This window comes from Mesorhizobium sp. ISC11 (assembly GCF_037162595.1).
In the GTDB taxonomy this organism is placed as follows: domain Bacteria; phylum Pseudomonadota; class Alphaproteobacteria; order Rhizobiales; family Rhizobiaceae; genus Mesorhizobium; species Mesorhizobium ciceri.
This window is the reverse complement of sequence record NZ_JAVSPW010000001.1, coordinates 2,148,865-2,171,363: the sequence shown is the minus strand read 5'-3', so window position 1 is coordinate 2,171,363 and position 22,499 is coordinate 2,148,865. Positions and strand designations below refer to the sequence as shown.

The window sequence follows — 22,499 nt, the reverse complement described above, 5'->3', positions numbered from 1 at the left end:
TCGGTGTTTTTGGGTGCGTAACCGAATCGAGAGCCCGGCCATGGCTTCCGGATGTCCGGGCTCTCGTTCTTCAAGCCTTTGGTCTCACAAGACCTGAGGCATGCTCAAGGTTCCCAGCGCATCAATCCGGGAGACCGAAGACGGTGAGCTGACCGCCCAGCGTCGTGTAGTCGGCAAGTGCCGCGTAGCCGCCGACGGCACCCAGGCCAGCTGTACCAACGACAGCGGCTTGGTCGCCTTGCGCGCGGCCCTGATCGACGGCGCCATGCCAGGCAGCGGCGTTGTCAGGCGAAAGCAGGCCGCCTGCCAGGCCGATACCAGCCCATCCACCGACGCCCGACAGAACGGCGATATACTGCTTGCCGCCCTGCTCGTAGGTCGTGATGTTGCCGATGATGCCGGACGGGGTCTTGAACTTGTAGAGTTCCTTGCCGTCCTTATCGACCGCCTTGATGTAGCCTTCGAGTGTACCGTAGAAGACGACGTCGCCATCTGTCGCCAACGCGCCCGACCACACCGAGAACTGCTCGGGCTTCGACCAGACGATCTCGCCCTTGGCCGCATCCCAGGCAATGAAGTTGCCCATGTTGCCGTCGCCGCCAGGTGCGGGATACATCGACACGGTGGCGCCAACATAAGGCTGACCGGCGGTGTAGCTCACCTTGTAAGGCTCATAGTCCATGCAGACATGGTTGGTCGGGACATAGAACAGCCCGGTCTTCGGCGAATAGGCCGCCGGCTGCTGGTCCTTCGTTCCAAGCGCCGCCGGGCAGATGCCCGTCGAGTTGGTGTCTTCGCCGTTCTGCTGGGTCGAATATTTCGCCACGACCTGCGGGCGACCATACTGTTCGCTCTTGGGGTCCATGACGACTTCGGTCGCCCAGTTCACGGCCGGATCGTATTTCTTGGCGACGAGAAGATCGCCGGTGGCGCGATCCATGGTGTAGGCAAAACCATTGCGATCGAAATGCACCAGCACGTCGTGCTTGGCGCCGTTGACCTCCATGCCATCGACGAGGATCATCTCGTTGATGCCGTCATAGTCCCATTCGTCATGCGGGGTCATCTGGTAGAGCCATTTGGCAACACCAGTATCCGCATCGCGGGCCATGATCGTCATCGACCAGCGATTGTCGCCGGGGCGTTGGACCGGGTTCCACGTCGAGGGATTGCCGGTGCCATAGTAGACCAGGTTCAGCTTGGGATCATAGGAATACCATCCCCATGTCGTGCCGCCGCCGGTCTTCCACTGCTCGCCTTCCCAGGTGTTCGTGCCGGAATCCTTGCCAACCGGCTTGCCGAGTTGCGTGGTCTTCTCGGGATCGATCAGGGTGTCTGCGTCCGGACCTTCCGAATAGGCTTTCCAGGCGAGTTTGCCATCTTTCAGATTGTAGGCGGCCAGCCAGCCGCGAACGCCGAATTCGGCGCCGGAGACGCCGATGAGCACCTTGTCCTTGACGACGACGGGGGCAGCCGTACCGGATTCGCCTTTGCCGCCATCGGTCTGGTCGCCGTTCTTGACCGACCAGACGACCTTGCCAGTCTTCGCGTCGAGGGCGACGACCGTGGTGTCGGCCTGATTGAGAATGATCTTGCCGTCACCATAGGCAACGCCACGGTTGACCGTATCGCAACACATGATCGGAATGACGTTGGGATCCTGCTTGGGTTCGTACTTCCAAAGGATCTTCCCGTCATTCTTGAGATCGAGCGCAAAGACATTGTTCGGGAAAGGCGTGTGGACATACATCACATCGCCGATGATAAGCGGTCCACCCTCGTGGCCTCGTAGCACGCCGGTGGAAAAGGTCCACTTGACCTGCAGGTTCTTCACATTGTCCGCAGTAATCTGGTTGAGTTTGGAATAGCGGGTGTTGGCGTAGTCACCCGTCTGCATTGCCCAGTTCTTCGAATCCGAAGCCAGCTTTGCAAGGTCCTCGTTAGCCGACGCCGTATAGGCCGCGCCGAGCGACAGAAACGCCGCAGTGGTTAGAATATAGGTAGCTTTCGTAAGTACACGCATCCGAATTCCTCCCGAGGTTCATCGTGATGAATCATTTGCTGAGCCCACAAGGGCTTGCCCAAGCGATTCACGGGGGGGAAATATTTCCGGCAGCGTGTCACGACCTAAGCCAGATGTGCAGAGGGCACCGTTACTGCCCACCTCACCTTGGCCTACGAAAGACTGTCGCCGCTCCCTAATGACGGTGACGCCCTTGAAGCCGGAAACAGGGTGAGGCTATGTCATCGTAAAAGGCTAGGCAAGCAAAAAAGCCTGCTGGTGTTTTTGCACCGCAATATCGTAAATGATGCGGTGCAATATAAGAAAATAAGCAGGACGGTATTTGTTAGGTAAAGTATTTATGATCGCGAAATAACGATTGGGCACATAAAATTTAGTTATTTTTTGATTTTTACATTTCGCCTAAGCGTTGATTTTACTTGGAGGTATTCGCTTCGATGTCTCGGCATGGTCATGCGCGTGCTCCATTGGGAATCGATAGTGGGCCAAGCATGAGATGATCGTTGGAGTCGGGGCGTGGAGCAGGCCACGGAGCCGCCATGCGGAACCACGGTCGACAAGCCCCGCATTCCTCCTTTGGTCGCATACGGAAGCCATAGGCGCTTGACTGACTCTGCTGCACGTTGCCAACTGCCACGGTGATCCCGACTGGGCGCATCGCGCCTAGGCTAACCGGAGGTTTTCCCGTGATCAGATATGTTGGATTTTCGACTTTGCCGCTGCTCCTTGCCGCGCCGCTGGCCTTCGCAAACCCCGCGGGCGCCGCGGGTGATTACCCGACAGCAACGATCGCCGACTACGTGCTCGGCTGCATGCAGACGAACGGCCAGACACGTCAGGCGCTGGAAAGCTGTTCCTGCTCGATCGACGTCATCGCCTCGATCCTTCCCTACGACCACTATGAGAGAGCCGAGACTTTCAAGAGCATGTCTTTGACCACAGGCGAAAGCGCGGCGCTGTTTCGCGAAAGCGCACCGGCGAAGGCAGCCCGTACCGAATTGAAGCGTGCGCAGTCGGAAGCCGACGTGCGCTGCTTTTAGAGCCTGCTCCATCCGGAAACCGGATGGAGCTCCGTCCTCTGCCTGGGCGTGATCTTCCCGAACGAGCTCCATTTTCGGGATCAAGTGGCAAGCACCCGGCAGTCCAGCGCAAGATATCGAGACTTCAGAGTCCCGCTGTCTCGAGCGGCCACTGATTGCGAAATGTTTTGCCGTCCGTATCGATCGCTTCAACCTGGATTTCGCCATTGCCGTGCACGGTGAAATCGAATCGGAAGTTGGGGTCTTCCGAAATCGATATTCCACCTTCCATGGAGAGGATCGGCCGGCCGGCTTGGGAGATCGACAGTTTCTGGACAAAATGCGCCGGTATGAAATATTGGGTCAGCGGATCCCGCTGCAGCCCCGAATTGTTAGGGTGCCGGATCATCAACTGCAGTTCCTCGGTCTTGGTCATCGTCTCTTTGGGCGGGAACTGGCGCAGCTTCATCTGACCCATTGTCGCGTTGGCTTCGTCCTGGTTCTTGACCGCAGGGGCGGAGCAGCCACCTGACGCCTTGACGAAGGTCTGTACCATATGGAGTTGACCACCCTGCGTCTCAGCGATGGCACGCAGATAGGAATAGTCGTTGACGCGCACGCGCGTCGACAGATGCGTCACGCCGGCATCCTTGCCGAGCTGGAACGTTGCCGCCACCGGTGCAGGGTTCGCGTCGATGATCAAGGTAACGGATTTGATGCCGTCTGGCGCCTTGGCTGGATCGAGATAGATGTCGACGGGCACGATGGCGGCATCCTGCGCCCGCTTTGGTGCTTCGATCCTGACGACGCCGGTATCGACCAGAATTGCCCGATCGCCGAACACGTCGCCCTTCAAGTCATGCCAGATTCTATCCGAGGACGCGGTTGTTTGCTGTGCGTTGGCGGCTCCCGAGGAGCCGAGCAACGTGCCGATGGTCAAGATGATCGCGGCGAAAACGGATGCGAGCGGCAAGGCGAGCTGCCGGCTCGAGTAAGCTTGATTTTGCATTTCGATGCCTCCACCAATGCAAGAGAGGTGGTGCCCAGGCTGGCATTGAGGATAAGCCTTTGGCGACGCCTTGGCAAATCGCCGTGCTTTGCGGCCGCCTGGCGCATGTCGGCGTCGTCTATTCCCATTCGAGTTCGGCAAATGCGGCCGTTGCGTTGCGCTCGTTGTAATCGTCGAACAGGTGCCAACTGTCCCGTTCGCTTCCGCCTGCGGTTTTGACTGCTTCGCGCAGCGGCGTTCCGTCGGCGATCGCCTTGCGGATATCGCGCGCCAGAACCTCGAAATAGCGTCGCTCCCCCGCCAGTGCCTGTGGCCAGTCGGCCGTTACAGGACCATGACCTGGAACGACGCGCGCGGCGTCGATCGCGGTGAGTGCATCCATCTGGCGGAGCCATCCAAGCAGTGATCCGTCGAGCGTCGGCAAGGAGCCCATGAACACGAGATCGCCGGCAAAGAGCGTTCTGGTCGCGGTATCGAATACGGTCAGGTCGTTGTCGGTGTGCGCCGCCTTCCATGCCCGCAGTTCGATCGTGCGCCCGCCGAGGTCGAGTTGCAGGTGATCGTCGACCAGCCTCGTCGGCGACACGATCTCGACCCCCTCCATCAGCGCCTCGCCAAGCTGTTCGCGATAGTTGTGCAGATAGAACGCGCCACGCGCATCGAGGGCGCGCGGCAGATTGCGGTGACCGACGATGGTCGCGCCGATCTCCCGGAATGCCGCATTGCCGAAGATGTGGTCGGGGTGCATGTGGGTGTTGACCAGGAAGCGAACCGGCTTTGCGGTTACCTTTCCGATCGCGGCGAGAAAGGCGTGCGCCTCGATCAGGCTGCCACCGCTGTCGATGACGGCAACCGCATCGGTACCGACGACGGCGCCCAGATTGCAGATCGCACCGTCGTTGGCGGCGGTCATCAATTCATCCGCGCCCTGGAAGGCGAAGACGCCGTCGGCGATCTGCCTGAGCGAGAATCCCAGGTTGCCAGCCGCGGCTCGTCCGAGGCAGCACGGCAGCAAGGCGGCGCTGGCGGCGGTACAGGCGAAGCCACTCACAAGCCTGCGTCTTAGCCGATCGATCGACATGAAGGCCTCCGATATGCATTTCACCTGCAGGCGATCAGGTGACGTCCGGAAATCTATGATGGAACGACCGCAGAAGGTCGCTCATCACCTGCGAATTGCGATGTTGCCGTGGCAACCGTACGTCGAACACGCCGAGCACATGGGTTGGCCGCGGCGCGAGCACGATGATGCGGTCCGAGAGCATCAGTGCTTCGCGTAGATTGTGCGTCACCATCAAGGCGGTCGTGGGCCGTGCCGACCACACGGTCAAAAGCAGATGCCGAAGCCGCTCGGCGGTCTGTTCGTCGAGCGAGACAAAGGGTTCGTCCAGGAAAAGCACCGCCGGCTCCGTGGCGAAAGCCCTGGCAAGTGCTGCCCGGCGCGCAAGGCCGAGCGACAGTTCGGCAGGATAGAGCGAGCGCATGGCCGCGAGGCCGAGCGTGTCGAACAGCCCGTCGAGATCTTTCGCCCTCAAGCTTTTCGGCAACGCCAGCCTGACATTCTGCTCCACCGTTCGCCACGGCAGCAGGGTCGGTTCCTGGAATACGGCGGCGATGCGGTTCGAACCTCCTTGCGGCAACTGGAAGGAGCCGGAAAAGTCTTTGTCCAAGCCAAGCAGGATACGCAGCGTCGTGGTCTTGCCGCAGCCCGACGGTCCAAGCAAGCAGGCGAATTCGCCTTGCCGGACCTCGAAGGAAAGATCCTGAAGCGCCGTGATCGAGACGCCTCGCGCGGACCTGAAGGTCTTTTCGGCGATGTCGACCTTAAGCGGGACGACGGCGCCAACGGGTTGCATGTCGTTCAACGGGCTGCACCAGGAGAAGTTCAATGACAAGCATCACCGCCACGAAAGCCAGCGTGTAGGCAAGAATGGCGGCGACATCGAAAAGCTGGAAATAGAGATGGATCTGGAAGCCGACACCGTTCGAGCGGCCGAGCAGTTCGACGACCAGGACGATCTTCCAGATGAGGGCGATGCCGGATCGCGACGCGGCGGCAAGATAGGGCTGCAATTGCGGCAGCAGGATATGGCGGATGCGATCAAGGCGGCCGAAGCGATAGACGGTGGCCATCTCGGCATAACTTGGATCAAGCGTCCTGGCGCCTTCACGCATCGTCACCACGACATTCGGGATCTTGTTCACCGCCACCGCGCCGATCGCCGCCGCCTCGTTGAGGCCGAACCAGATGTAGCCGAGGACGATGACCACCAGCGCCGGGATGTTGAGGAACAGGATCACCCACGGGTTGAAAAAACGGTCGACGCGACGATAGCTGCCGAGCAAAACGCCGATGACGGATCCGATGATCATTGCGACGATATATGCTGCGGCGACCCGGCCGAGGGTCACGCCGAGATGGTAAAAGAGGTCGCCGCTCGCAGCCTCCCTGAGAAGCACCTGCCAGACCTGCCCAGGTCCTGGAAAGGCACGGCTTGGCCAGACGCCTGCCGCAAGGTTCCACAGCAGGCAAAGCCCGAGCAGGGAAACCGCTACCGTCAGCGCGGGCGCCAGTGCCGTCGCCAGGCTGCGTCGGCCGGACATGCTCGGCGGGGCATCACGCGTGCCGTCGGTTTCCGATGCGGTCATTTCTAGGGTTCCTGCCAGAACGTGCCGGGCGCCATCTCCGGCGCGCTGCCGACCAGCTTCGCGCCGCCGATCGCCGCCAGCACATGGTATAGCCTGCCGGCGTCAGCCGCTTCCTCGGTGACCGACCGTCTCGGAATGCCCTGACGATAGCGATCGCGCAGTTTTTCCAGTTCCTTGCCTTCCGCGCGAATGATCGGCGCCAGGCGCAGCCATTCGTCATCGGATCTGGCCAGCAAGTCCTTGGCTTGCGCGGACGCCCTCACGAACCCCCTGACGGCATCGGGGTTCTCGTTCGCCCATTGGTCATGGAAGACGTAACCGAGCGCCGACACGGGTCCCAGAGCCCCAAGCGTCTTTGCCGCGTCATTCACGCCGATCAATCGACGGAAGCCATTGGCCTCGAGACGGGCGCAAAAATGCCAGAAATTCAGCACTGCATCGAGTTCGCCCTGTATCGCCTTTTCCGAAATCAGCGGCGGCGCGCCAAAGACGATGTCGCTGGTTGCCGACAGGTCGACGCCGAGATCGCGTCTGGTCAGCGCTTGTATCAGCAGCCAACTCTTGTCGAGCGGGCCGCCGGCGACGCCGATCTTCTTGTCCTTGAGATCGGCGACCGTCCGGATCGGTGAACCCTCCTTCACCATGATCGCGCCCACGGCGGTGGAATAGGGGAACAATGTGAGGTCGCCGCCTTCGGAGCGCTGGCGCGAGACCCACAGCCAGTCGGAGACGATCATGTCGATCGCGCCAGCCTGCATCGCGACGTTGGTTGCATCCTCGCCGGCGAAGCCGATGATCTCCAGATCGATCCCGTTCGCGGCATCGAACTTGTGCTGCCGTAGCGTATCGAGTTCCCAACTCACGGTTCCAAACTTCAGCACACCGAGGCGAATCCTGGCTGCCGCAACGGCTGGCCTGGTAGCAAGAACAGCGGCTGTCCCGAGAACCGCCAGACGCAACGTCATGCGCCGTGAAACCATCATGACACCTCCTCCCCAGGGTTCCGCGCTGCCAAATCAGATGGCTCGTTCCTTGCTCGGAAATGCGCATTTCCAGCGCATGACCTTGAGGGTCGGGTGTTCTTGAGACCATTTCGCGATTTCGCTGGGGGCAAGGAACATGCATTGGAACAGGGTGCCGCGGCTCTCGAAATAGAGATGTTCGTCTCGGCAATTGCTCGGATTAGCGCTGAGGCAAACCGTCAATATGAGATCGACCATGTCCATTCAGCACCTCTTGCGCGTTCCCAAACGCCCATCTCGGCGAGTCCAGCCCAACCAGGAGCCAGGACAAAACCGCCACTTGCCGGATTTCTCAAGGTGCCAATGGAGAAACCGGAATGAGGTCAAGCTACGCGCTCGCCCAATAGCCGTCAACAAAGACGAATGGACAGGATCCTTGAGCACCCAGGCCTCTAAACCTTTGTACGATTGACTTTCACAACATGCCGATTAGCTTCCAGGTGACGCGGCGCGGCTCCACGGGAGAAGCGGAATTTCCACGCCACCGCGTAAGGCGCATGCCGACGGATCAAAGGATCGGCATGCGCAAATCGTCCAGGGCACCCAGACGATCAATGAGGAAATACCATGCGCGCAATCGCATTTTTCGCAGTCATGTCCGTTGTGCCCTTCATCGCGAGCCAATCCCAGGCACAGGACGCGGCGGCGGGTGAGAAGGTCTTCGCCAAATGCAAGGTCTGCCATGTCGCCGACCAGGACAAGAACAAGGTCGGCCCGTCGTTGAACGGCGTCATCGGCCGAACAGCCGGCACGCACCCGGGGTTCAGCTATTCTCAGGCGATGGTCGCGGCAGGCAAGTCCGGCGTCAAATGGGATGAACCCACGCTGAAGACTTACCTTCACGATCCCAAGGCCATGGTCAAAGGAACAAAGATGGCGTTTGTCGGCCTCAAACAGGACGAAGACATCGCCAATGTCATCGCCTATCTGAAGCAATTCTCTAAATAGCGCGCCGCCGGCCGTTCGAACTTGCGTTCGGCCGGCGTTCGCCTCGATCACGCATCGGCTTGCAGCCCCTGCATTGCCGAAGGCAGATCGAAAAGGCTGTCGCAAACAAGATCGGCGCCAAGCTCTTCCACCGGAATGTGGCTGTAGCCGCCACGCAGCAGAATGACGGGCATGCCGGCGGCGCGTGCGGCGCCCAGGTCAGCGCCACTGTCTCCGACCAGCAGCGCGTCACCCGGGTCGACGCCTAGCTGTGCCAACGCCAGCAGCAGGGCATCGGGCGCCGGTTTCAGGTATGTCACCGCGTCTCCGCCGACGATCGCACCGAAATATTCCGTCAATCCGAAATGAAGCAGGATTTCGCGGGTCGCCAACTGCGGTTTGTTGGTTGCCACCCCCATGCTTACTCCGCCCAAATGAAAGTGGGTGAGGGCCTCCCTGACGCCAGGCATCAGCCTTGTCAGGCCGGTCAGGTGCCGGCGGTAGATAGGCGCCATGACGCGGTTTGCCTCATCGAGAGCGTTGCCGAGCAGTGGCGCTCCCGATGCCGCGAAGGCTCGCTCGATCAGTTTCCTGACACCGCCGCCGATCATGGCTTTGACCCGGTCCAGGCGCAGCGGCGGCAGATCGCGGCTGGCCAGCAATTCGTTGACGGCGGCCGCTATGTCCGGTGCCGAGTCGACCAGCGTGCCGTCGAGGTCGAACAGGATCGCCTTCGGCGATCGAAGCGGCCTATCTGCGCCGACGTTCATGCGTCATCCTTCCACTTGATCGAGCAGCCGATCGAGGCGACCTGGTCCAGTGGCCCGTCGCCGGTTCGGGCAACCTGCTTCATCGCCTCGAACAGATCGCGTCTCAGCCCGGGCGCTCCGGCTTCTCGTCGCGAGGCGTCCAGCCGACCGCGATATTGCAATCCCAACTCGCTGTTGAACCCGAAGAAATCGGGAGTGCACACCGCCACGTAATCGCGCGCTACAGTTTGGCGCTGGTCGTGCAGGTAAGGGAAGCTGAAGCCGTTTGTCGTGGCGAAGAGCTTCATTTGGTCAAAGGAATCCTCGGGGTAGGTGTCGGCATCGTTCGAGTTGATTGCGACAAAGCCGATACCTTCGGCCTTGAGGTCGTTGGCATCGCGCACGATACGTGAAATCACCGCCTTCACATAAGGGCAGTGATTGCAGATGAAGGCCACGACCAGGCCGTTCGGGCCGGCCTGGCTGAGGATCGAATGCGACCTGCCGTCGACGCCGGGCAAAACGGCATCGATCGCGCGCCAGCCGAAATCGCAGACAGGGGGAACGGCCGCCATGCTTGCCTCCGATGAAATGGTTTACGCGGCTTTCCGGATCGCGCCGTCGGCCGCCTGTCGGATGGTTCCAATGTTGGCGCGGTAGGCCGCCTCGGCGCCTCCCTTGAACACGGCCGACCCGGCGACCAGCACATTAGCGCCGGCCGCGGCGACCAGCGGGGCGGTTTCGGCCGTGACGCCGCCATCGATTTCGATGTCAATCGGGCGGTGGCCAACCAATGCCTTGATTCGCCGGATCTTCTCGATGACCGCGGAAATGAAGGCCTGGCCGCCGAAGCCTGGATTGACCGTCATCAGAAGCACCAGATCGAGCCTGTCGAGCACATATTCGATGACGCTCTCCGGCGTCGAAGGATTCAGCGATACGCCGGCCTTCTTGCCGAGATTTTTGATCGCCTGCAGGGAACGATCGAGATGCGGCCCGGCCTCTGCATGCACCGTGATCACGTCGCAACCGGCGTCGGCGAAGGCGGCCAGATAGGGGTCGGCCGGCGCGATCATCAGATGGCAGTCGAAGATTTTGTCCGTTCGGTCGCGGATCGCCTTGATCACCGGCGGACCGAAGGTGATGTTGGGCACGAAGTGGCCGTCCATCACGTCGAGATGGATCCAGTCGGCACCCGCCCGCACGACAGCTTCGACCTCGTCGCCGAGCCGCGAGAAGTCCGCGGAAAGCACGGAGGGTGCGATGATTGTCCCGGTGACCATGGTCGTCGTCTCCAATTCTGTCTGCGGTGTTGGTCGCTGCGCCGGCCGCTTCGTCCTGTCAGCGCATCTTCGTCTCCGGTTCGCCTTCCAGTTTCCCTTCCGCGAACACGCGGCTGCCGCGAATGTCGGATTCCTCGATGGTGATAAGATCGGCCTTGGTCAACACCCGGCTGCGCGATGCGAAAAGCCGGTTAGCCTGCCGCAGCCGCGCCCGGTCGAGCCCATTGCGAACCGAACGCGCGTTGGAGAAATGCGGCAGCCTCATGCGGATCGGAAGATACTCTTCGAGCGCCTGGGACGCCGCCTCGCTGAGGCGATAATTCTGCTCCGCGAGCATAATCTCGGCGATCGATTTCAGTTCGCTGACGCCATAGTCGGGGAAATCGAGGTGGTGGGCGATGCGCGAACGCATGCCGGGATTGCTGTCGAAGAAGCGGTCCATCTTGTTCTTGTAGCCGGCAAGGATCACAACCAGATCGTCACGGTTGTTCTCCATGCACTGCAGCAGGATTTCGATCGATTCCTGGCCGTAGTCGCGTTCGTTCTCTGGCTTGTAGAGATAGTAGGCCTCGTCGATGAAAAGCACGCCGCCCATGGCACGCTTGATCACCTCGCGGGTCTTGGGCGCGGTGTGGCCCACATACTGGCCGACGAGATCGTCGCGAGTCACGGCGACCATGTGGCCTTCGCGGACATAACCCAGACGATGCAGGATTTCGGCCATCCTCAGCGCCACCGTGGTCTTTCCGGTGCCGGGATTTCCCGTGAAATTCATGTGCAGCGTCGGCGCACCCGATGTCAGTCCGAACCTGCGGCGAAGCCGGTCGACCAGGAGGAGGGCGGCGATCTCGCGGATGCGGGTCTTGACCGGCTTCAGGCCAACGAGTTCTCGGTCGAGCTTGTCCATCACCTCGTCGATGTTGGACGCCTCGAACTCGGCCTGCAGATCAACCGTCGCGTCCTGTGCGGCAGCGTCCTTTGTCATCGCGTTCAGCATGGTTCGGCTAGCTCCGCTCGCCCTCGGGCCTGTCGGTCGCATAAGGCACGACCGAATAACCCTGGCTGCGGCCGTCGCGCTCCTGGCGCAGCAGCCGGAACCCGGGTTCGCTGGGCGGCCGGTTAACAATGAACGACATGCGCGGCGCTTCCCAGCCCTTGGTCGAATCGAAGGCGGTTACCCGCACATACATGTTCGGACAGGCTTTCCGGCAAGCATTGACCTCGAGCAGTATGCCCGCCGGATCTTTCAAGTCGAACATGGGGTTGCCGTACATTTCCCAATAGGTGTTTCGCGGATGCGGATCGTCCGTGTACTCGACGCTGACCGCCCAATGGTTCTTCAGCGCGTATTTGATCTGCGCCGAAATCTGCTCGTCGGTCAGGTCGGGCAGGAACGAGAACTGCCCCTGTGTGACCTTGTTTCCCGGATTGGTCATCATGACGACGGTTCCTTTCGTCTAGAAGCTGGGCGTTGCGGTTGGCACGAAGTCGGCCGTGTCGGTCGATTCGTAGTTGAAGGTGACGTCCTTCCAGGTCTCCAGGGCAGCCTTCAGCGGCGTGCACCATCTGGCCGCCTGTTCGAGGATCTTGGTCCCTTCGCGCAAATAATCGCGCCCCTCGTTGCGGGCCAGGATCATCGCTTCCAAGGCGACGCGATTGGCCGTCGCGCCTGCCTGGATACCGTCCGGATGGCCGATCGTGCCGCCGCCGAACTGCAGGATGACGTCCTCGCCGAGATAGTGGATCAACTGGTGCATCTGGCCGGCATGGATGCCGCCCGAGGCAACGGGCATCACCTTGTTGAGCGAGGCCCATTCCTGATCGAAGAACAGCCCGGTTTCGAGGTTCTGAGGCGTGCGCTCCTCGCGCAGCGTGTCATAAAATCCCTTGATCATGAGCGGGTCGCCTTCCAGCTTGCCGACCACCGTGCCGGCATGGATGTGGTCGACGCCGGCCATGCGCATCCATTTGCAGATGACGCGGAAATTCATGCCGTGGTTCTTCTGGCGCGAATAGGTCGAGTTGCCGGCACGGTGCAGGTGCAGGATCATGTCGTTGCGGCGTGCCCACTTGGCCATCGACTGGATCGCCGTGTAGCCGATGACCAGATCGATCATCACAATGCAGGAGCCAAGTTGCTTGGCGAATTCGGCGCGCTCGTACATCTCCTCCATCGTGCCGGCGGTGACGTTGAGATAATGGCCTTTGACCTCGCCGGTGGCGGCCGACGCCTTGTTCACGGCCTCCATGCAGTAGAGGAAGCGGTCGCGCCAATGCATGAAGGGCTGCGAGTTGATGTTCTCGTCGTCCTTGACGAAGTCGAGGCCGCCCTTCAGCGCTTCATAAACGACGCGCCCGTAATTGCGTCCCGACAGGCCAAGCTTCGGCTTCGTCGTCGCGCCGAGCAGCGGCCGGCCGAACTTGTCGAGCCGCTCACGCTCCACCACGATGCCGGTCGCCGGCCCCTGGAAGGTTTTGAGATACGCCACCGGGATACGCATGTCTTCCAGCCGCAAAGCCTTGACTGCCTTGAAGCCGAACACATTGCCGATGATCGATGCGGTCAGGTTGGCGATCGAGCCCGGCTCGAACAGGTCGAGGTCGTAGGCGATGTAGGCGAAGTACTGTTGCTCGGTCTTGGTTCCGGGACCGGTGTTCGGCACCGGCTCGGATCTGAACGCCTTGGCGCGATAGAGCTCGCAAGCTGTCAGCCGGTCGGTCCACACCACGGTCCACGTCGCGGTGGAGGATTCACCGGCGATGGCGGCTGCCGCCTCCTCGTGGTCGACACCGGGTTGCGGCGTGATCCGGAACATGGCGATCAGATCGGTTTCCTTGGGCCTGTAGTCAGGCTCCCAGTAGCCCATCTTCTTGTAGGGGATGACCCCTGACTTGTAGCGCTCCTTGCCTTCCTTGAGCGTCCCCGCTGGCAGTATGTCGATCTTGTTCATGACAGGTCTCCTGTTTGTTGCTCAGGCGGCTTTCGCGGTTGCGATTTGGGGGTCGAGTTTTCCCGCGGCGTAACGTTTCGCCATCTCGTCCATGGCGATGACCTTGATCTTCGAGGCGTTGGACGCCGTACCGAAACGCTCGAAGCGGTCCCGGCAAAGGTCGCGCAAGGCATCCATGGCGGGCTTCAGGAATTTGCGGGGATCGAACTCGCGCGGGTCTTCCGTCGCGACGCGGCGGAACTGCCCGGCCATGGCCATGCGGCAATCGGTGTCGATATTGACCTTGCGCACGCCGTAGCGGATGCCGCGCTCGATCTCCTCGACCGGGACGCCAAAAGTCTGGGGCATCTCGCCGCCGTATCTGTTGATGATGTCCTGCAACTCCTGCGGCACAGAGGAAGAGCCGTGCATGACCAGATGCGTGTTGGGCAGCTTCTCGTGGATCGCCTCGATCACCTGCATGGCCAGGATGTCGCCGTCCGGCTTGCGGGTGAATTTGTAGGCACCGTGCGAGGTGCCGCAGGCAATCGCCAGCGCGTCGACCTGGGTTGCGGTCACGAAGTCGACCGCCTGATCGGGATCGGTCAAGAGTTGGTCGTGGGAGAGCGCGCCTTCGGCGCCGTGGCCATCCTCGGCCTCGCCTTGGCCGGTTTCCAGCGAGCCAAGCACGCCCAGTTCGCCTTCGACGGAAGCGCCGACCCAATGCGCCATACGTGCGACGCGTTCGGTTATGGCGACGTTGTAGTCGTAGCTTGCCGGCGTCTTGGCGTCCGCCATCAAGGATCCGTCCATCATCACCGAGGTGAAGCCGTGGCGGATCGCGGAAAGGCAGGTGGCCTCGCTGTTGCCGTGGTCTTGATGGATGCATAGCGGGATGGTTGGGTGGATTTCGGTCAGCGCCTCCATCATCTTGGCCAGCATGATGTCGTTGGCATAGGACCGGGCGCCACGCGAAGCCTGGATGATGACAGGCGCGTCGCAGGCCTTGGCCGCTTCCATGATGGCGAGGCCCTGTTCCATGTTGTTGATGTTGAATGCCGGTACGCCGTAGCCGTGCTCGGCGGCATGGTCGAGAAGCTGGCGAAGGGTGATGCGAGCCATTGTGAATCCTCCTAGATGATGAGCTTCAGCGCCGCTGCAGCAACCGCTTCGGACGTTATGTTGAAATGCCGGTAGAGGTCGGGGGCAGGGGCGCTGGCGCCGAAGCCGGTCATGCCGACGAAAGCGCCGGTCTCGCCGATCCAGCGGTCCCAGCCCAGCCGGGCTGCCGCTTCGACCGCGACGCGCGGCGCCGAGCCGAGGACGGCCTTGCGGGTGGCGCTTTCCTGCTCCTCGAAAAGCTCCCAGCACGGCATCGACACGACGGCGGCGGCGACACCATGCTCGGTCTCCAGCCTTTCGGCGGCAGCAACCGCGATCTCGACCTCCGAGCCGGTGGCGATCAGGGTGACGGCACGGTGCTCGGCTGGTTCGCGCAGGACGTAGGCACCTTGGCGGGAGCGGTTCTCGTCACTGTGCGACCGACGCAGCATCGGCAGGTTCTGGCGCGACAGCACCAGGACGCTCGGCCGATCCTTGCTCTTCAGCGCGAGTTCCCAGCACTCCGCCGTTTCGATGACATCCGCCGGACGGAAGACGTTGAGATTAGGCGTCGCACGCAGCATCGCAAGGTGCTCGACCGGCTGGTGCGTCGGGCCGTCCTCGCCGAGGCCGATGGAATCGTGTGTCATCACATAGATGACGCGCTGGCCCATGAGCGCCGAGAGCCGCATCGCGCCGCGCGCATAATCGGCGAAGCACAGGAACGTACCGCCATAGGGCACGAAACCTCCATGCAGCGCGATGCCGTTCATGGCGGCCGCCATGCCGTGCTCACGAATGCCGTAGTGAATGTAGCGGCCGGCATAGTCACTCGGCGCAATGCGGTTCATGCCCTTGGTGATCGTCAGATTCGAGTGCGTCAGATCGGCCGAGCCGCCGACGGTCAATTCCGTTGCGCCGTTGATGGCCTCCAGCGCCATTTCGGAGGCTTTTCGCGTCGCCACCTTGGTTGCCTTCTCGACATGTTCGCGACGAAAGGCTTCGAGCGCGTCGAAGACCGTGTCGGCCAGTTCGGCGGCGACGGCGTTTTCAAAAGCCTCGCGTCGCGGCGAGGCGGCAAGCCGCTGCTCCCAGGCGCGCCGCATCGCTTCGCCGCGACCGGCAATCTCGCGCCAGGCGAAAAGGATATCATCCGGCACCTCGAACGGCGCGTGGGCCCAGCCGATGTTTTCGCGTGTCGCGGCGATCTCTGCTTCACCCAGCGGTGCGCCGTGCGTCTTTTCCGAACCGCCGAGATTGGGGGCACCCATGCCGATCACTGTGCGGCAGGCAATCAGCGATGGCCGATCCGACCGCCGCGCCGCCTCGATTGCCGCGGCGACTGCTGCCATGTCGTGCCCGGCGACACTTTGGACATCCCAGCCGGCGGCCTTGAAGCGCGCCGGCTGGTCCATCGACGTGGAGAGGGAGGTCGGCCCGTCAATGGAAATCGCATTGTCGTCCCAGAAGACGATCAGGCGGGAAAGCTTCAGGTGACCAGCGAGGTCTATCGCCTCGTGACTGATTCCCTCCTGAAGGCAGCCGTCGCCCGCAATCACATAGGTATGATGATCGACCAGATCGGCACCGTAGCGGGCGGCAAGCATGCGTTCCGCCAGCGCCATGCCGACCGCCGTGGAAATGCCCTGTCCAAGCGGTCCGGTGGTGGTCTCCACGCCAAGCGCATGGCCGTATTCCGGATGTCCGGCGGTGCGGCTGCCCAGCTGCCGAAATCGCTGCAATTCCTCGACCTGCATGTCTTCGTAGCCGAGCAGATGATGCAGCGCGTATTGCAGCATCGAGCCGTGGCCGGCTGAAAGCACGAAACGGTCACGGTCGGGCCAGTCCGGTCTCGACGGATCGATATTGATGAAGCGGTTGAACAGCACCGTTGCGACATCGGCCATGCCCATCGGCATGCCAGGATGACCCGAATTCGCCTTTTGGACGCTGTCCATCGCCAGCGCGCGAATGGCGTTCGCCATGTCGCGCTCCGAGACGGGAGCGGTTGTGGTGACGGGCTTCAGTGCTGTTTGGCTGGTCATTGCATCCTCCTCACGACACACGGCTCTTGCGTTCAACCAATTGCAGGATGAGCGGCGTCAGGATCAGCTGCATGGCAAGATCGAGCTTGTTGCCTGGCACCACGATGGAATTTGGCCGCGACATGAACGAGTCGTGGATCATCGACAGCAGATACGGAAAATCGATGCCGCGCGGATTGGCGAAGCGGATAACCAGCATCGATTCGTCGGGTGTCGGAATCCAGCGCGCGATGAACGGGTTGGACGTATCGACGATCGGCACGCGCTGGAAGTTGATGGCGGTCTGCGAGAATTGCGGGACAATGTAGCGGACATAGTCGGGCATCCGGCGCAGGATCACGTCCATCACCGCCTCGGTGGAATAGCCGCGTGTCGAACGGTCGCGATGGATCTTCTGGATCCATTCGAGATTGATGACCGGCACGACGCCGATCTTGAGATCCGCATGCTTGGCCAGATTGATCGTGTCGGTGACGACACAGCCGTGCAGCCCCTCGTAGAAGAGCAGGTCGCTGGGAGCGAATTCGCGCCATTCGGTAAAGGTTCCCGGTGGCGTGCCGTGCTGCTTTTCCTCTTCCTCATCATGAATGTAGGTGCGGGTCTTGCCGGTTCCGCGGCGGCCATATTCCGCGAACACCTCTTCGAGAATTCCGAGTTCGTTGGCCGCGGCATTGAAATGGGTGAAGTTCGGGTTGCCGGCCTTTTCCTCCTCGGCCACCTTTGCCTTCATCGCCGCGCGGTCGTAGCGGTGAAATGCGTCGCCTTCGATGAAAGCGGCCTCGATGTTCTCGCGCCGGAAAATCAGCTCGAAGATGCGCTTGACCGAGGTCGTGCCGGCGCCCGACGACCCGGTGATGGTGATGATGGGGTGCTTGGCTGACATGGTGCTGCTCAGGCTCTGAACAGGCCGCGGCGGCTGAACAGCGGCGCACGCTCACCGATGTTGCTCGGCTCTGTGTGGTAGCGCGTGATGCGCGCGACTTCCCGCGCCGACCCGAAGATCATCGGCACGCGCTGATGCAGGCTCTCCGGCTCGATTTCTAGGATGCGGGTGATCGCGTCGGTGGCGGCACCGCCAGCCTGCTCTATGAGATAGGCGATCGGGTTGGCCTCGTAGACGAGGCGCAGCCGTCCCTGACCATAGCCCTTGCGCCGATCGCCGGGGTAGAGAAAAACGCCGCCGCGCATCAATATGCGGTAACAGTCGGCGACCAGAGAGGCGATCCAGCGCATGTTGAAATCCTTCTCGCGCGGTCCCTCGGTGCCCTCCAGGCAGTCGTCGACATAGAGCCGCACAGCCTCGTCCCAGTGCCGGTAGTTGGCGGCGTTGATGGCGAACTCCTGAGTGCGTTGCGGAATGATCCGGCTTTCATAGGCCTGGACGAAGGTGCCGAGCCTTGTCGAGAAGACGAAGACATGCGTGCCGCTGCCGAGCGACAGGACGAGTGCCAACTGCGGCCCATAGATGAAGAAACCGGCGCCTAGCTGGTTCACGCCCGCCTGCAAGAAAGAGGCGGCCGGATCAGCGTCCGGCGCGCCAGTTGCGGTCAGGAGCGAGAAGATCGTTCCGATCGACACGTTGGTGTCGATGTTGGAAGAGCCGTCGAGCGGGTCGATCGCAATGGCGAGTGGCGCTTGCCTGTCGAGCAGGACTGGCTGCTCCAGCTCCTCGGAGGCGTAAAGCGCCACCGGCGCACGGCGCATGGCGTCGAGGAAGATGTCGTCGGAGAAGACGTCGAGATCCTTCTGGACGTCGCCGTCGGCATTGGCGCCACGGGTCTCGGCAAAGGCGGCGCCGAGCACCCCTTGGTTGATGGTGTTGCGGACCTTGATGGCGGCCTGTGTCAACTGACGAACGGTCGTCACAACGGCCGAGCGGAATTCGTCTGGCTGGCCGAGATAGGAGTTCAGAAAAGCGTCGAGCGTTGCCGCTGGCATCGTAACCTCCCCTCCCGCCGCATCTCCTCGGAGCGGCTGGACTGGAGGAATGGAAACAAACGTCGCACGATAAGTAAAATTCAATAACTTTACCTAGTCAGTAAAAACAATTTAGTATGCGACATGAGAAATCTCACGCTCAAGCATTTCAAGACCGTCCAGGCAATCATCAAGTGCGGCAAAATTGTCAGCGCAGCCAAGATGTTAGGCCTGTCTCCTCCAGCGCTGACAATCCAACTGCGACAAGTGGAGGAAGAATTCCAGCTGGCTCTGTTCGACCGAACGTCGGACGGCATGCGTCCCACTGCCGCAGGTCTGGCTTTCGTCGAGACAGCGCAGGTTATCGAGGAGCATCTCGGTTTGCTCGAAGACAAGATGGATGCCATCAAGGGCGTACGCACCGGCAGCTTGAGGCTCGGCGTCGTTTCCACAGCCAAATATTTCGCGCCGCGGCTGATGGCTGCGTTCATGAAGGACCATCCCGACATCGACATGCGGCTTGCCATCGGCAATCGTGCCCAGACGATCGACAACCTCAGGAACCACGACATCGATATCGCGCTGATGGGGCGTCCGGCGAAAGAGGTTCCGGTGCGTGCTTCGGTCTTCGGTGATCACCCGCTGGTCATCATCGCGCCGCCCGACCATCCCTTGGTGGCGGCGCGCGATATCTCCAAGGAGCGGATTGCCGAGGAGCATTTCCTTATTCGCGAGCCCGGCTCCGGAACCCGTATCTCGTTGGAAATATTCCTGAGCGACGTGCCTGGGCGCATCGACGACCTCGGTGTCGAGATGGCCTCGAACGAAACGATCAAGCAGGCGGTGATGGCTGGTCTGGGCATCGCCTTCATCTCTGCTCACACCATCGCTGCGGAAACCGAGGCAGGCCGGCTTGTCATCCTCGACGTTGTCGGCATGCCGATCCGCCGACAATGGTTCTCGGTGATGCGAACCGATCACGCAATCTCGCCGGCGATGGCCACATTCAACGATTTCCTGATGCGCAAGGGCGCAATGTACCTGCCCCTTTTCGGAAAGCTGTATCCAGACAAGGCTGGATGACACTGCACGAGCGCAACGGATGAAAGTCCGGTGGAGAACGCCCGCGCTCGTTGGTATTATATAAGCGATATGTTATGTTGCAGTGCGAAAGAGCGGGGGCCACGTCCTTTCACACCGTAAGCGATCTGTATGTGCAACCCCTGCAGACTGTTCGGAACTCTCCCGGGTATGGGTTCGGGAATTCGATGGGGAAAAGGGGTAATGCTTTACACACTCGTTATGATGGTCTGCCTGACGGATGGACCGCGGACCTGCGAACAACGCGAGGAAATGGTAGACGGTCTGGCGATGAATCCCGGGACTGCCTTCATGCAGGCGCAGCCGCTGGTGGCAAGGTGGATCGAGACGCATCCCGGTTATTTCGTGCAGCGCTGGCGTGTGCTGCCTGGCAGAGAGTCGTGAGACAGGCGGCCAAGGTCTATTTCTTCACGATGAGCGTTTCCGAGACAGTCTTCGACAACTGGTAAAGCCGCTGCTCGATTATCGTCGGCACATCGCAGACATAAGTCAGCGACTGGACGCGTTCGTTGAAAATTCGCGTCGCGAAATTCAGTTGATCGGTTCGCCGTTCTACTTCGTCCGGATCCGCATCGGCCTTGGCGCGCAGCGCGTCCACTTCGGATGCTTCCTTGCGCAACTGTGCCGCCATTTCCAGCTGTTTGTGGGCATAGCGGGAGATGCCGGAGATCACGTGCGAACGCTCGGCGTCCATGTGATCGAACATTCCCTGCACCAGCATCGTCATTTTGGTTGCGACCTGCTCGGGCGGTAGGGAAGTCGCGAAATCCTTGATCTCTTTCTGGGCTTGTGCAATCGGCGTCCGCCGGGCCGCCACAGCATCGACAAGCGCCGACACGCCTGGATCCTTCGCCCAATCCTTCGCGGTCGCCGGAAGCTCCGGCCCATTCCAGATCTGGCCAAGCGAGAGCTGTGGCACCTTACGCTGCATGCAGGGCCAGTCGGGATCGGTGTTTGCCGCGCCGGCGCCCCCCATCGACGCAAGCGTGGTGACCAGAACCAGAGTGTGAACAAGTCTCATTCGCGCCATCAGGCGTTTCCTCCCATGTCCTGTTTGCGGATCACCAAACCGCGCGAAGGGTCGTATGCGATGATGGCGCCGCCCAGGAACAGCAGCGTGCAGCCGGCGACGACGCCCAGCGACAGCCATTCGATCTGCCCGTAGAAGGCAAAACGGATCAGTTCGACGGCATAGGTGAACGGGTTGCAGAGGCAGATCTTGTAGAGCAGGGGGCTCGCCTCCTGGATGCGCCACAAGGGATACAGCGCCGGAGACGCGAAATAGCCGGGAAAGATGACGAAGTTCATGATGCCGGCGAAGTTTTCAAGCTGCTTGATCAGCGAAGACAAGAGCATGCCGAGCGCGCAAAGCATCATGCCCGACAGGAACAGTGCCGGCAGAACATAGAGATAGCCGAGTGGCGGCGCTTTGACGCCCCACAACCAGGCAACGATCAGGAACGCGTAGACCTGCACGATCGATACGGCCACACCGGCCAGCATCTTCGACACCAGCAGGAACCAGCGCGGAAACGGGCTGACCAGCAGGATGCGCATGTTGCCCATCTCGCGGTCGTAGACCATCGACAGCGAAGACTGCATGCCGGAAAACAGCAGGATCATGCCGCAAAGGCCCGGCGTGATATAGACCTCGTAGAGCACATAGGTCTTGTAGGGCGGGATGATCGACACGCCAAGCACCTGGCGAAAGCCGGCCGCGAAGATGAACAGCCAGACGAGCGGCCGGACCAGCGAGGAAATGAAGCGTTCGCGCTGGTGCAGGAAGCGCAGGCACTCGCGCAGGACGACGCCTTTCAGGCAAATGAGATAGTGGCGCAGGCCGAATGGCTCAGACCGCAACGGCATGATGCCGGCGACCTTTCCGGGCATCGCAGGAGCGCTCATGGCAACGTCTCCGTCATGCCCGCCGCATCGACGCGGCTGAGCTTCGAAAAGGTTTCGCGAATCGAACTTCCGCCGTTCGCACGGATCACATCCGACACCTTGCCGCTGGCGACCAGGTCACCCCGCCGCAGTATGACGACATGGTCGGCGTCTTCGACTTCGTCGATCAGATGCGTGGCCCAGAGCACGCCGATGCCCTCTGCTTGGACGAGCTTGCGGATGGTGGCGAGGATGCCCGCACGAGATTCGATATCCAGGCCGACGGTCGCCTCGTCAAGCAGGAGCAGGGAAGGTCGGTGCAGCAGCGCCCTGGCGATTTCGATGCGCCGCATCTGACCGCCGGAGAGGCTGCGTGCCTTGTCATGCTGGCGGCCCTGCATGTCGACCGTTTCCAGCAGCGCGGCAATGCGCTGGCGAGCTTCGCGTCCGCCAATGCCATGCAGCGAGGCATGGTAGGAGAGATTCTGGTAGACGCTGAGGTCGAGATCGAGCGTGCGTGCCTGGAACACGATGCCGACCCGTCTGAGTGCTTCGCCGGACGCGCGGCGAATGTCATGGCTGAAGATGCGGATCGATCCGTGACGCGTGTCGTAGAGGTGGCTTATCAGTGAGAACAGCGTCGTCTTGCCGGCCCCGTTGAGGCCGAGCAGAACGGTGAAAGTCGCCGGCGCGATCGAGAAGGAGACGTCGTTGAGCGCCCGCTTCTGGCCGTAGGAATGGCTGACGGCTCGGACATCGAGCGCCGCCACCTCGTCTCCCGGTCCGCTTGTCCTCATATGCTGCATGCCGGGTCGCTCCTTCAGGACGCGTTGGCCTATT

General features: G+C 61.3%; 24 protein-coding genes. 4 read left to right on the top strand and 20 right to left on the bottom strand.

Translation table 11 applies throughout. The annotated features are described in order from the left end of the window. Window positions 1-121: 121 nt before the first annotated feature. On the bottom strand, window positions 122-1,897 hold the full coding sequence (locus RPF88_RS10845) for a methanol/ethanol family PQQ-dependent dehydrogenase (RefSeq protein ID WP_128278335.1): 1,776 nt from the start codon (window positions 1,895-1,897) through the stop codon (window positions 122-124). 812 nt (window positions 1,898-2,709) lie between these two features. Here RPF88_RS10845 and RPF88_RS10840 point away from each other — a divergent pair. Continuing rightward, window positions 2,710-3,063 (top strand): hypothetical protein, encoded by a 354-nt coding sequence (locus tag RPF88_RS10840; RefSeq protein ID WP_013532069.1) that lies wholly within the window; start codon window positions 2,710-2,712, stop codon window positions 3,061-3,063. Between the two features lie 124 nt (window positions 3,064-3,187). On the opposite strand, the gene RPF88_RS10835 is transcribed toward RPF88_RS10840, so the two are convergent. The 6 genes from RPF88_RS10835 to RPF88_RS10810 form a co-directional block, all read right to left on the bottom strand. Then, window positions 3,188-4,051: a quinoprotein dehydrogenase-associated SoxYZ-like carrier gene (locus RPF88_RS10835; protein ID WP_063171999.1), complete on the bottom strand. Its 864-nt coding sequence runs from the start codon at window positions 4,049-4,051 to the stop codon at window positions 3,188-3,190. 118 nt (window positions 4,052-4,169) lie between these two features. After that, complete coding sequence (locus tag RPF88_RS10830) at window positions 4,170-5,132, bottom strand: quinoprotein relay system zinc metallohydrolase 2 (protein ID WP_337122396.1); 963 nt, start codon at window positions 5,130-5,132, stop codon at window positions 4,170-4,172. Window positions 5,133-5,166: 34 nt separating this feature from the next. After that, the gene (locus RPF88_RS10825) at window positions 5,167-5,907 is read right to left on the bottom strand and encodes an ABC transporter ATP-binding protein (RefSeq protein WP_024504371.1); all 741 of its coding nucleotides are present in this window, start codon (window positions 5,905-5,907) and stop codon (window positions 5,167-5,169) included. Further along, on the bottom strand, window positions 5,876-6,700 hold the full coding sequence (locus RPF88_RS10820) for an ABC transporter permease (protein ID WP_027162619.1): 825 nt from the start codon (window positions 6,698-6,700) through the stop codon (window positions 5,876-5,878). The genes RPF88_RS10825 and RPF88_RS10820 overlap by 32 nt, the downstream gene beginning before the upstream one ends. Window positions 6,701-6,702: 2 nt before the next feature. After that, window positions 6,703-7,683 carry an ABC transporter substrate-binding protein gene (locus RPF88_RS10815; RefSeq protein ID WP_337122395.1) on the bottom strand — a complete coding sequence of 327 codons (981 nt, stop codon included), beginning with the start codon at window positions 7,681-7,683 and terminating at the stop codon, window positions 6,703-6,705. Window positions 7,684-7,716: 33 nt separating this feature from the next. Further along, window positions 7,717-7,926: a hypothetical protein gene (locus RPF88_RS10810; RefSeq protein ID WP_013532063.1), complete on the bottom strand. Its 210-nt coding sequence runs from the start codon at window positions 7,924-7,926 to the stop codon at window positions 7,717-7,719. 363 nt (window positions 7,927-8,289) lie between these two features. Between RPF88_RS10810 and RPF88_RS10805 the strand changes: the two genes are divergently transcribed. After that, window positions 8,290-8,670 carry a c-type cytochrome gene (locus RPF88_RS10805; protein WP_024504374.1) on the top strand — a complete coding sequence of 127 codons (381 nt, stop codon included), beginning with the start codon at window positions 8,290-8,292 and terminating at the stop codon, window positions 8,668-8,670. Between the two features lie 47 nt (window positions 8,671-8,717). Here the strand turns inward: RPF88_RS10805 and gph are convergent, their stop codons facing one another. From gph to RPF88_RS10755, 10 genes are read right to left on the bottom strand one after another with little or no spacing between them, the layout of a single operon-like run. Then, complete coding sequence (gph, locus tag RPF88_RS10800; protein WP_337122394.1) at window positions 8,718-9,419, bottom strand: phosphoglycolate phosphatase; 702 nt, start codon at window positions 9,417-9,419, stop codon at window positions 8,718-8,720. Beyond that, window positions 9,416-9,973 (bottom strand): thioredoxin family protein, encoded by a 558-nt coding sequence (locus RPF88_RS10795; protein ID WP_013532060.1) that lies wholly within the window; start codon window positions 9,971-9,973, stop codon window positions 9,416-9,418. The genes gph and RPF88_RS10795 overlap by 4 nt, the downstream gene beginning before the upstream one ends. Window positions 9,974-9,994: 21 nt before the next feature. Continuing rightward, window positions 9,995-10,681 carry a ribulose-phosphate 3-epimerase gene (gene rpe, locus RPF88_RS10790; protein WP_337122393.1) on the bottom strand — a complete coding sequence of 229 codons (687 nt, stop codon included), beginning with the start codon at window positions 10,679-10,681 and terminating at the stop codon, window positions 9,995-9,997. Window positions 10,682-10,739: 58 nt separating this feature from the next. Then, on the bottom strand, window positions 10,740-11,678 hold the full coding sequence (cbbX, locus tag RPF88_RS10785) for a CbbX protein (RefSeq protein WP_013532058.1): 939 nt from the start codon (window positions 11,676-11,678) through the stop codon (window positions 10,740-10,742). Window positions 11,679-11,685: 7 nt separating this feature from the next. After that, window positions 11,686-12,120, bottom strand: coding sequence for a ribulose bisphosphate carboxylase small subunit (locus RPF88_RS10780; RefSeq protein WP_337122392.1), 435 nt, complete (start codon window positions 12,118-12,120; stop codon window positions 11,686-11,688). An 18-nt stretch (window positions 12,121-12,138) separates the two neighbouring features. Then, window positions 12,139-13,632, bottom strand: a complete 1,494-nt coding sequence (locus RPF88_RS10775) for a ribulose-bisphosphate carboxylase large subunit (protein ID WP_013532056.1) — start codon at window positions 13,630-13,632, stop codon at window positions 12,139-12,141. 21 nt (window positions 13,633-13,653) lie between these two features. Next, window positions 13,654-14,733, bottom strand: coding sequence for a class II fructose-bisphosphate aldolase (fba, locus tag RPF88_RS10770; protein WP_013532055.1), 1,080 nt, complete (start codon window positions 14,731-14,733; stop codon window positions 13,654-13,656). Window positions 14,734-14,744: 11 nt separating this feature from the next. Then, a complete protein-coding gene (gene tkt / locus RPF88_RS10765) occupies window positions 14,745-16,757 on the bottom strand; it encodes a transketolase (RefSeq protein WP_063172002.1) in 2,013 nt (670 codons plus the stop codon). Window positions 16,758-16,767: 10 nt separating this feature from the next. Beyond that, complete coding sequence (locus RPF88_RS10760; protein WP_013532053.1) at window positions 16,768-17,640, bottom strand: phosphoribulokinase; 873 nt, start codon at window positions 17,638-17,640, stop codon at window positions 16,768-16,770. Window positions 17,641-17,648: 8 nt separating this feature from the next. Continuing rightward, window positions 17,649-18,695: a class 1 fructose-bisphosphatase gene (locus tag RPF88_RS10755; RefSeq protein ID WP_013532052.1), complete on the bottom strand. Its 1,047-nt coding sequence runs from the start codon at window positions 18,693-18,695 to the stop codon at window positions 17,649-17,651. Window positions 18,696-18,818: 123 nt separating this feature from the next. Here RPF88_RS10755 and RPF88_RS10750 point away from each other — a divergent pair, with 123 nt between their 5' ends. Together RPF88_RS10750 and RPF88_RS10745 are read left to right on the top strand one after the other, a co-directional pair. Continuing rightward, window positions 18,819-19,757, top strand: a complete 939-nt coding sequence (locus RPF88_RS10750; RefSeq protein WP_013532051.1) for a LysR family transcriptional regulator — start codon at window positions 18,819-18,821, stop codon at window positions 19,755-19,757. 201 nt (window positions 19,758-19,958) lie between these two features. Then, window positions 19,959-20,159, top strand: a complete 201-nt coding sequence (locus RPF88_RS10745) for a hypothetical protein (protein WP_013532050.1) — start codon at window positions 19,959-19,961, stop codon at window positions 20,157-20,159. A 16-nt stretch (window positions 20,160-20,175) separates the two neighbouring features. Here the strand turns inward: RPF88_RS10745 and RPF88_RS10740 are convergent, their stop codons facing one another. The 3 genes from RPF88_RS10740 to RPF88_RS10730 form a co-directional block, all read right to left on the bottom strand. Then, the gene (locus RPF88_RS10740) at window positions 20,176-20,706 is read right to left on the bottom strand and encodes a hypothetical protein (protein ID WP_164919954.1); all 531 of its coding nucleotides are present in this window, start codon (window positions 20,704-20,706) and stop codon (window positions 20,176-20,178) included. 98 nt (window positions 20,707-20,804) lie between these two features. After that, on the bottom strand, window positions 20,805-21,641 hold the full coding sequence (locus RPF88_RS10735) for an ABC transporter permease (RefSeq protein ID WP_063173657.1): 837 nt from the start codon (window positions 21,639-21,641) through the stop codon (window positions 20,805-20,807). A 35-nt stretch (window positions 21,642-21,676) separates the two neighbouring features. Next, window positions 21,677-22,465: an ATP-binding cassette domain-containing protein gene (locus RPF88_RS10730; protein ID WP_013532047.1), complete on the bottom strand. Its 789-nt coding sequence runs from the start codon at window positions 22,463-22,465 to the stop codon at window positions 21,677-21,679. Between the last annotated feature and the right edge of the window lie 34 nt (window positions 22,466-22,499).

What these genes read in the sequence shown, in the direction of transcription:
- RPF88_RS10775 (WP_013532056.1), bottom strand. Translation starts at nt 13,632, where the DNA reads ATGAACAAGATCGACATACTGCCAGCGGGGACGCTCAAGGAAGGCAAG.
- RPF88_RS10780 (WP_337122392.1), bottom strand. Translation starts at nt 12,120, where the DNA reads ATGATGACCAATCCGGGAAACAAGGTCACACAGGGGCAGTTCTCGTTC.
- RPF88_RS10820 (WP_027162619.1), bottom strand. Translation starts at nt 6,700, where the DNA reads ATGACCGCATCGGAAACCGACGGCACGCGTGATGCCCCGCCGAGCATG.
- RPF88_RS10760 (WP_013532053.1), bottom strand. Translation starts at nt 17,640, where the DNA reads ATGTCAGCCAAGCACCCCATCATCACCATCACCGGGTCGTCGGGCGCC.
- RPF88_RS10795 (WP_013532060.1), bottom strand. Translation starts at nt 9,973, where the DNA reads ATGGCGGCCGTTCCCCCTGTCTGCGATTTCGGCTGGCGCGCGATCGAT.
- RPF88_RS10730 (WP_013532047.1), bottom strand. Translation starts at nt 22,465, where the DNA reads ATGCAGCATATGAGGACAAGCGGACCGGGAGACGAGGTGGCGGCGCTC.
- RPF88_RS10805 (WP_024504374.1), top strand. Translation starts at nt 8,290, where the DNA reads ATGCGCGCAATCGCATTTTTCGCAGTCATGTCCGTTGTGCCCTTCATC.
- RPF88_RS10835 (WP_063171999.1), bottom strand. Translation starts at nt 4,051, where the DNA reads ATGCAAAATCAAGCTTACTCGAGCCGGCAGCTCGCCTTGCCGCTCGCA.
- gph (WP_337122394.1), bottom strand. Translation starts at nt 9,419, where the DNA reads ATGAACGTCGGCGCAGATAGGCCGCTTCGATCGCCGAAGGCGATCCTG.
- RPF88_RS10750 (WP_013532051.1), top strand. Translation starts at nt 18,819, where the DNA reads ATGAGAAATCTCACGCTCAAGCATTTCAAGACCGTCCAGGCAATCATC.
- RPF88_RS10755 (WP_013532052.1), bottom strand. Translation starts at nt 18,695, where the DNA reads ATGCCAGCGGCAACGCTCGACGCTTTTCTGAACTCCTATCTCGGCCAG.
- cbbX (WP_013532058.1), bottom strand. Translation starts at nt 11,678, where the DNA reads ATGCTGAACGCGATGACAAAGGACGCTGCCGCACAGGACGCGACGGTT.
- RPF88_RS10825 (WP_024504371.1), bottom strand. Translation starts at nt 5,907, where the DNA reads ATGCAACCCGTTGGCGCCGTCGTCCCGCTTAAGGTCGACATCGCCGAA.
- RPF88_RS10845 (WP_128278335.1), bottom strand. Translation starts at nt 1,897, where the DNA reads ATGCAGACGGGTGACTACGCCAACACCCGCTATTCCAAACTCAACCAG.
- tkt (WP_063172002.1), bottom strand. Translation starts at nt 16,757, where the DNA reads ATGACCAGCCAAACAGCACTGAAGCCCGTCACCACAACCGCTCCCGTC.
- RPF88_RS10830 (WP_337122396.1), bottom strand. Translation starts at nt 5,132, where the DNA reads ATGTCGATCGATCGGCTAAGACGCAGGCTTGTGAGTGGCTTCGCCTGT.
- RPF88_RS10745 (WP_013532050.1), top strand. Translation starts at nt 19,959, where the DNA reads ATGCTTTACACACTCGTTATGATGGTCTGCCTGACGGATGGACCGCGG.
- RPF88_RS10735 (WP_063173657.1), bottom strand. Translation starts at nt 21,641, where the DNA reads ATGCCGTTGCGGTCTGAGCCATTCGGCCTGCGCCACTATCTCATTTGC.
- RPF88_RS10740 (WP_164919954.1), bottom strand. Translation starts at nt 20,706, where the DNA reads ATGCAGCGTAAGGTGCCACAGCTCTCGCTTGGCCAGATCTGGAATGGG.
- fba (WP_013532055.1), bottom strand. Translation starts at nt 14,733, where the DNA reads ATGGCTCGCATCACCCTTCGCCAGCTTCTCGACCATGCCGCCGAGCAC.
- RPF88_RS10810 (WP_013532063.1), bottom strand. Translation starts at nt 7,926, where the DNA reads ATGGACATGGTCGATCTCATATTGACGGTTTGCCTCAGCGCTAATCCG.
- RPF88_RS10815 (WP_337122395.1), bottom strand. Translation starts at nt 7,683, where the DNA reads ATGATGGTTTCACGGCGCATGACGTTGCGTCTGGCGGTTCTCGGGACA.
- rpe (WP_337122393.1), bottom strand. Translation starts at nt 10,681, where the DNA reads ATGGTCACCGGGACAATCATCGCACCCTCCGTGCTTTCCGCGGACTTC.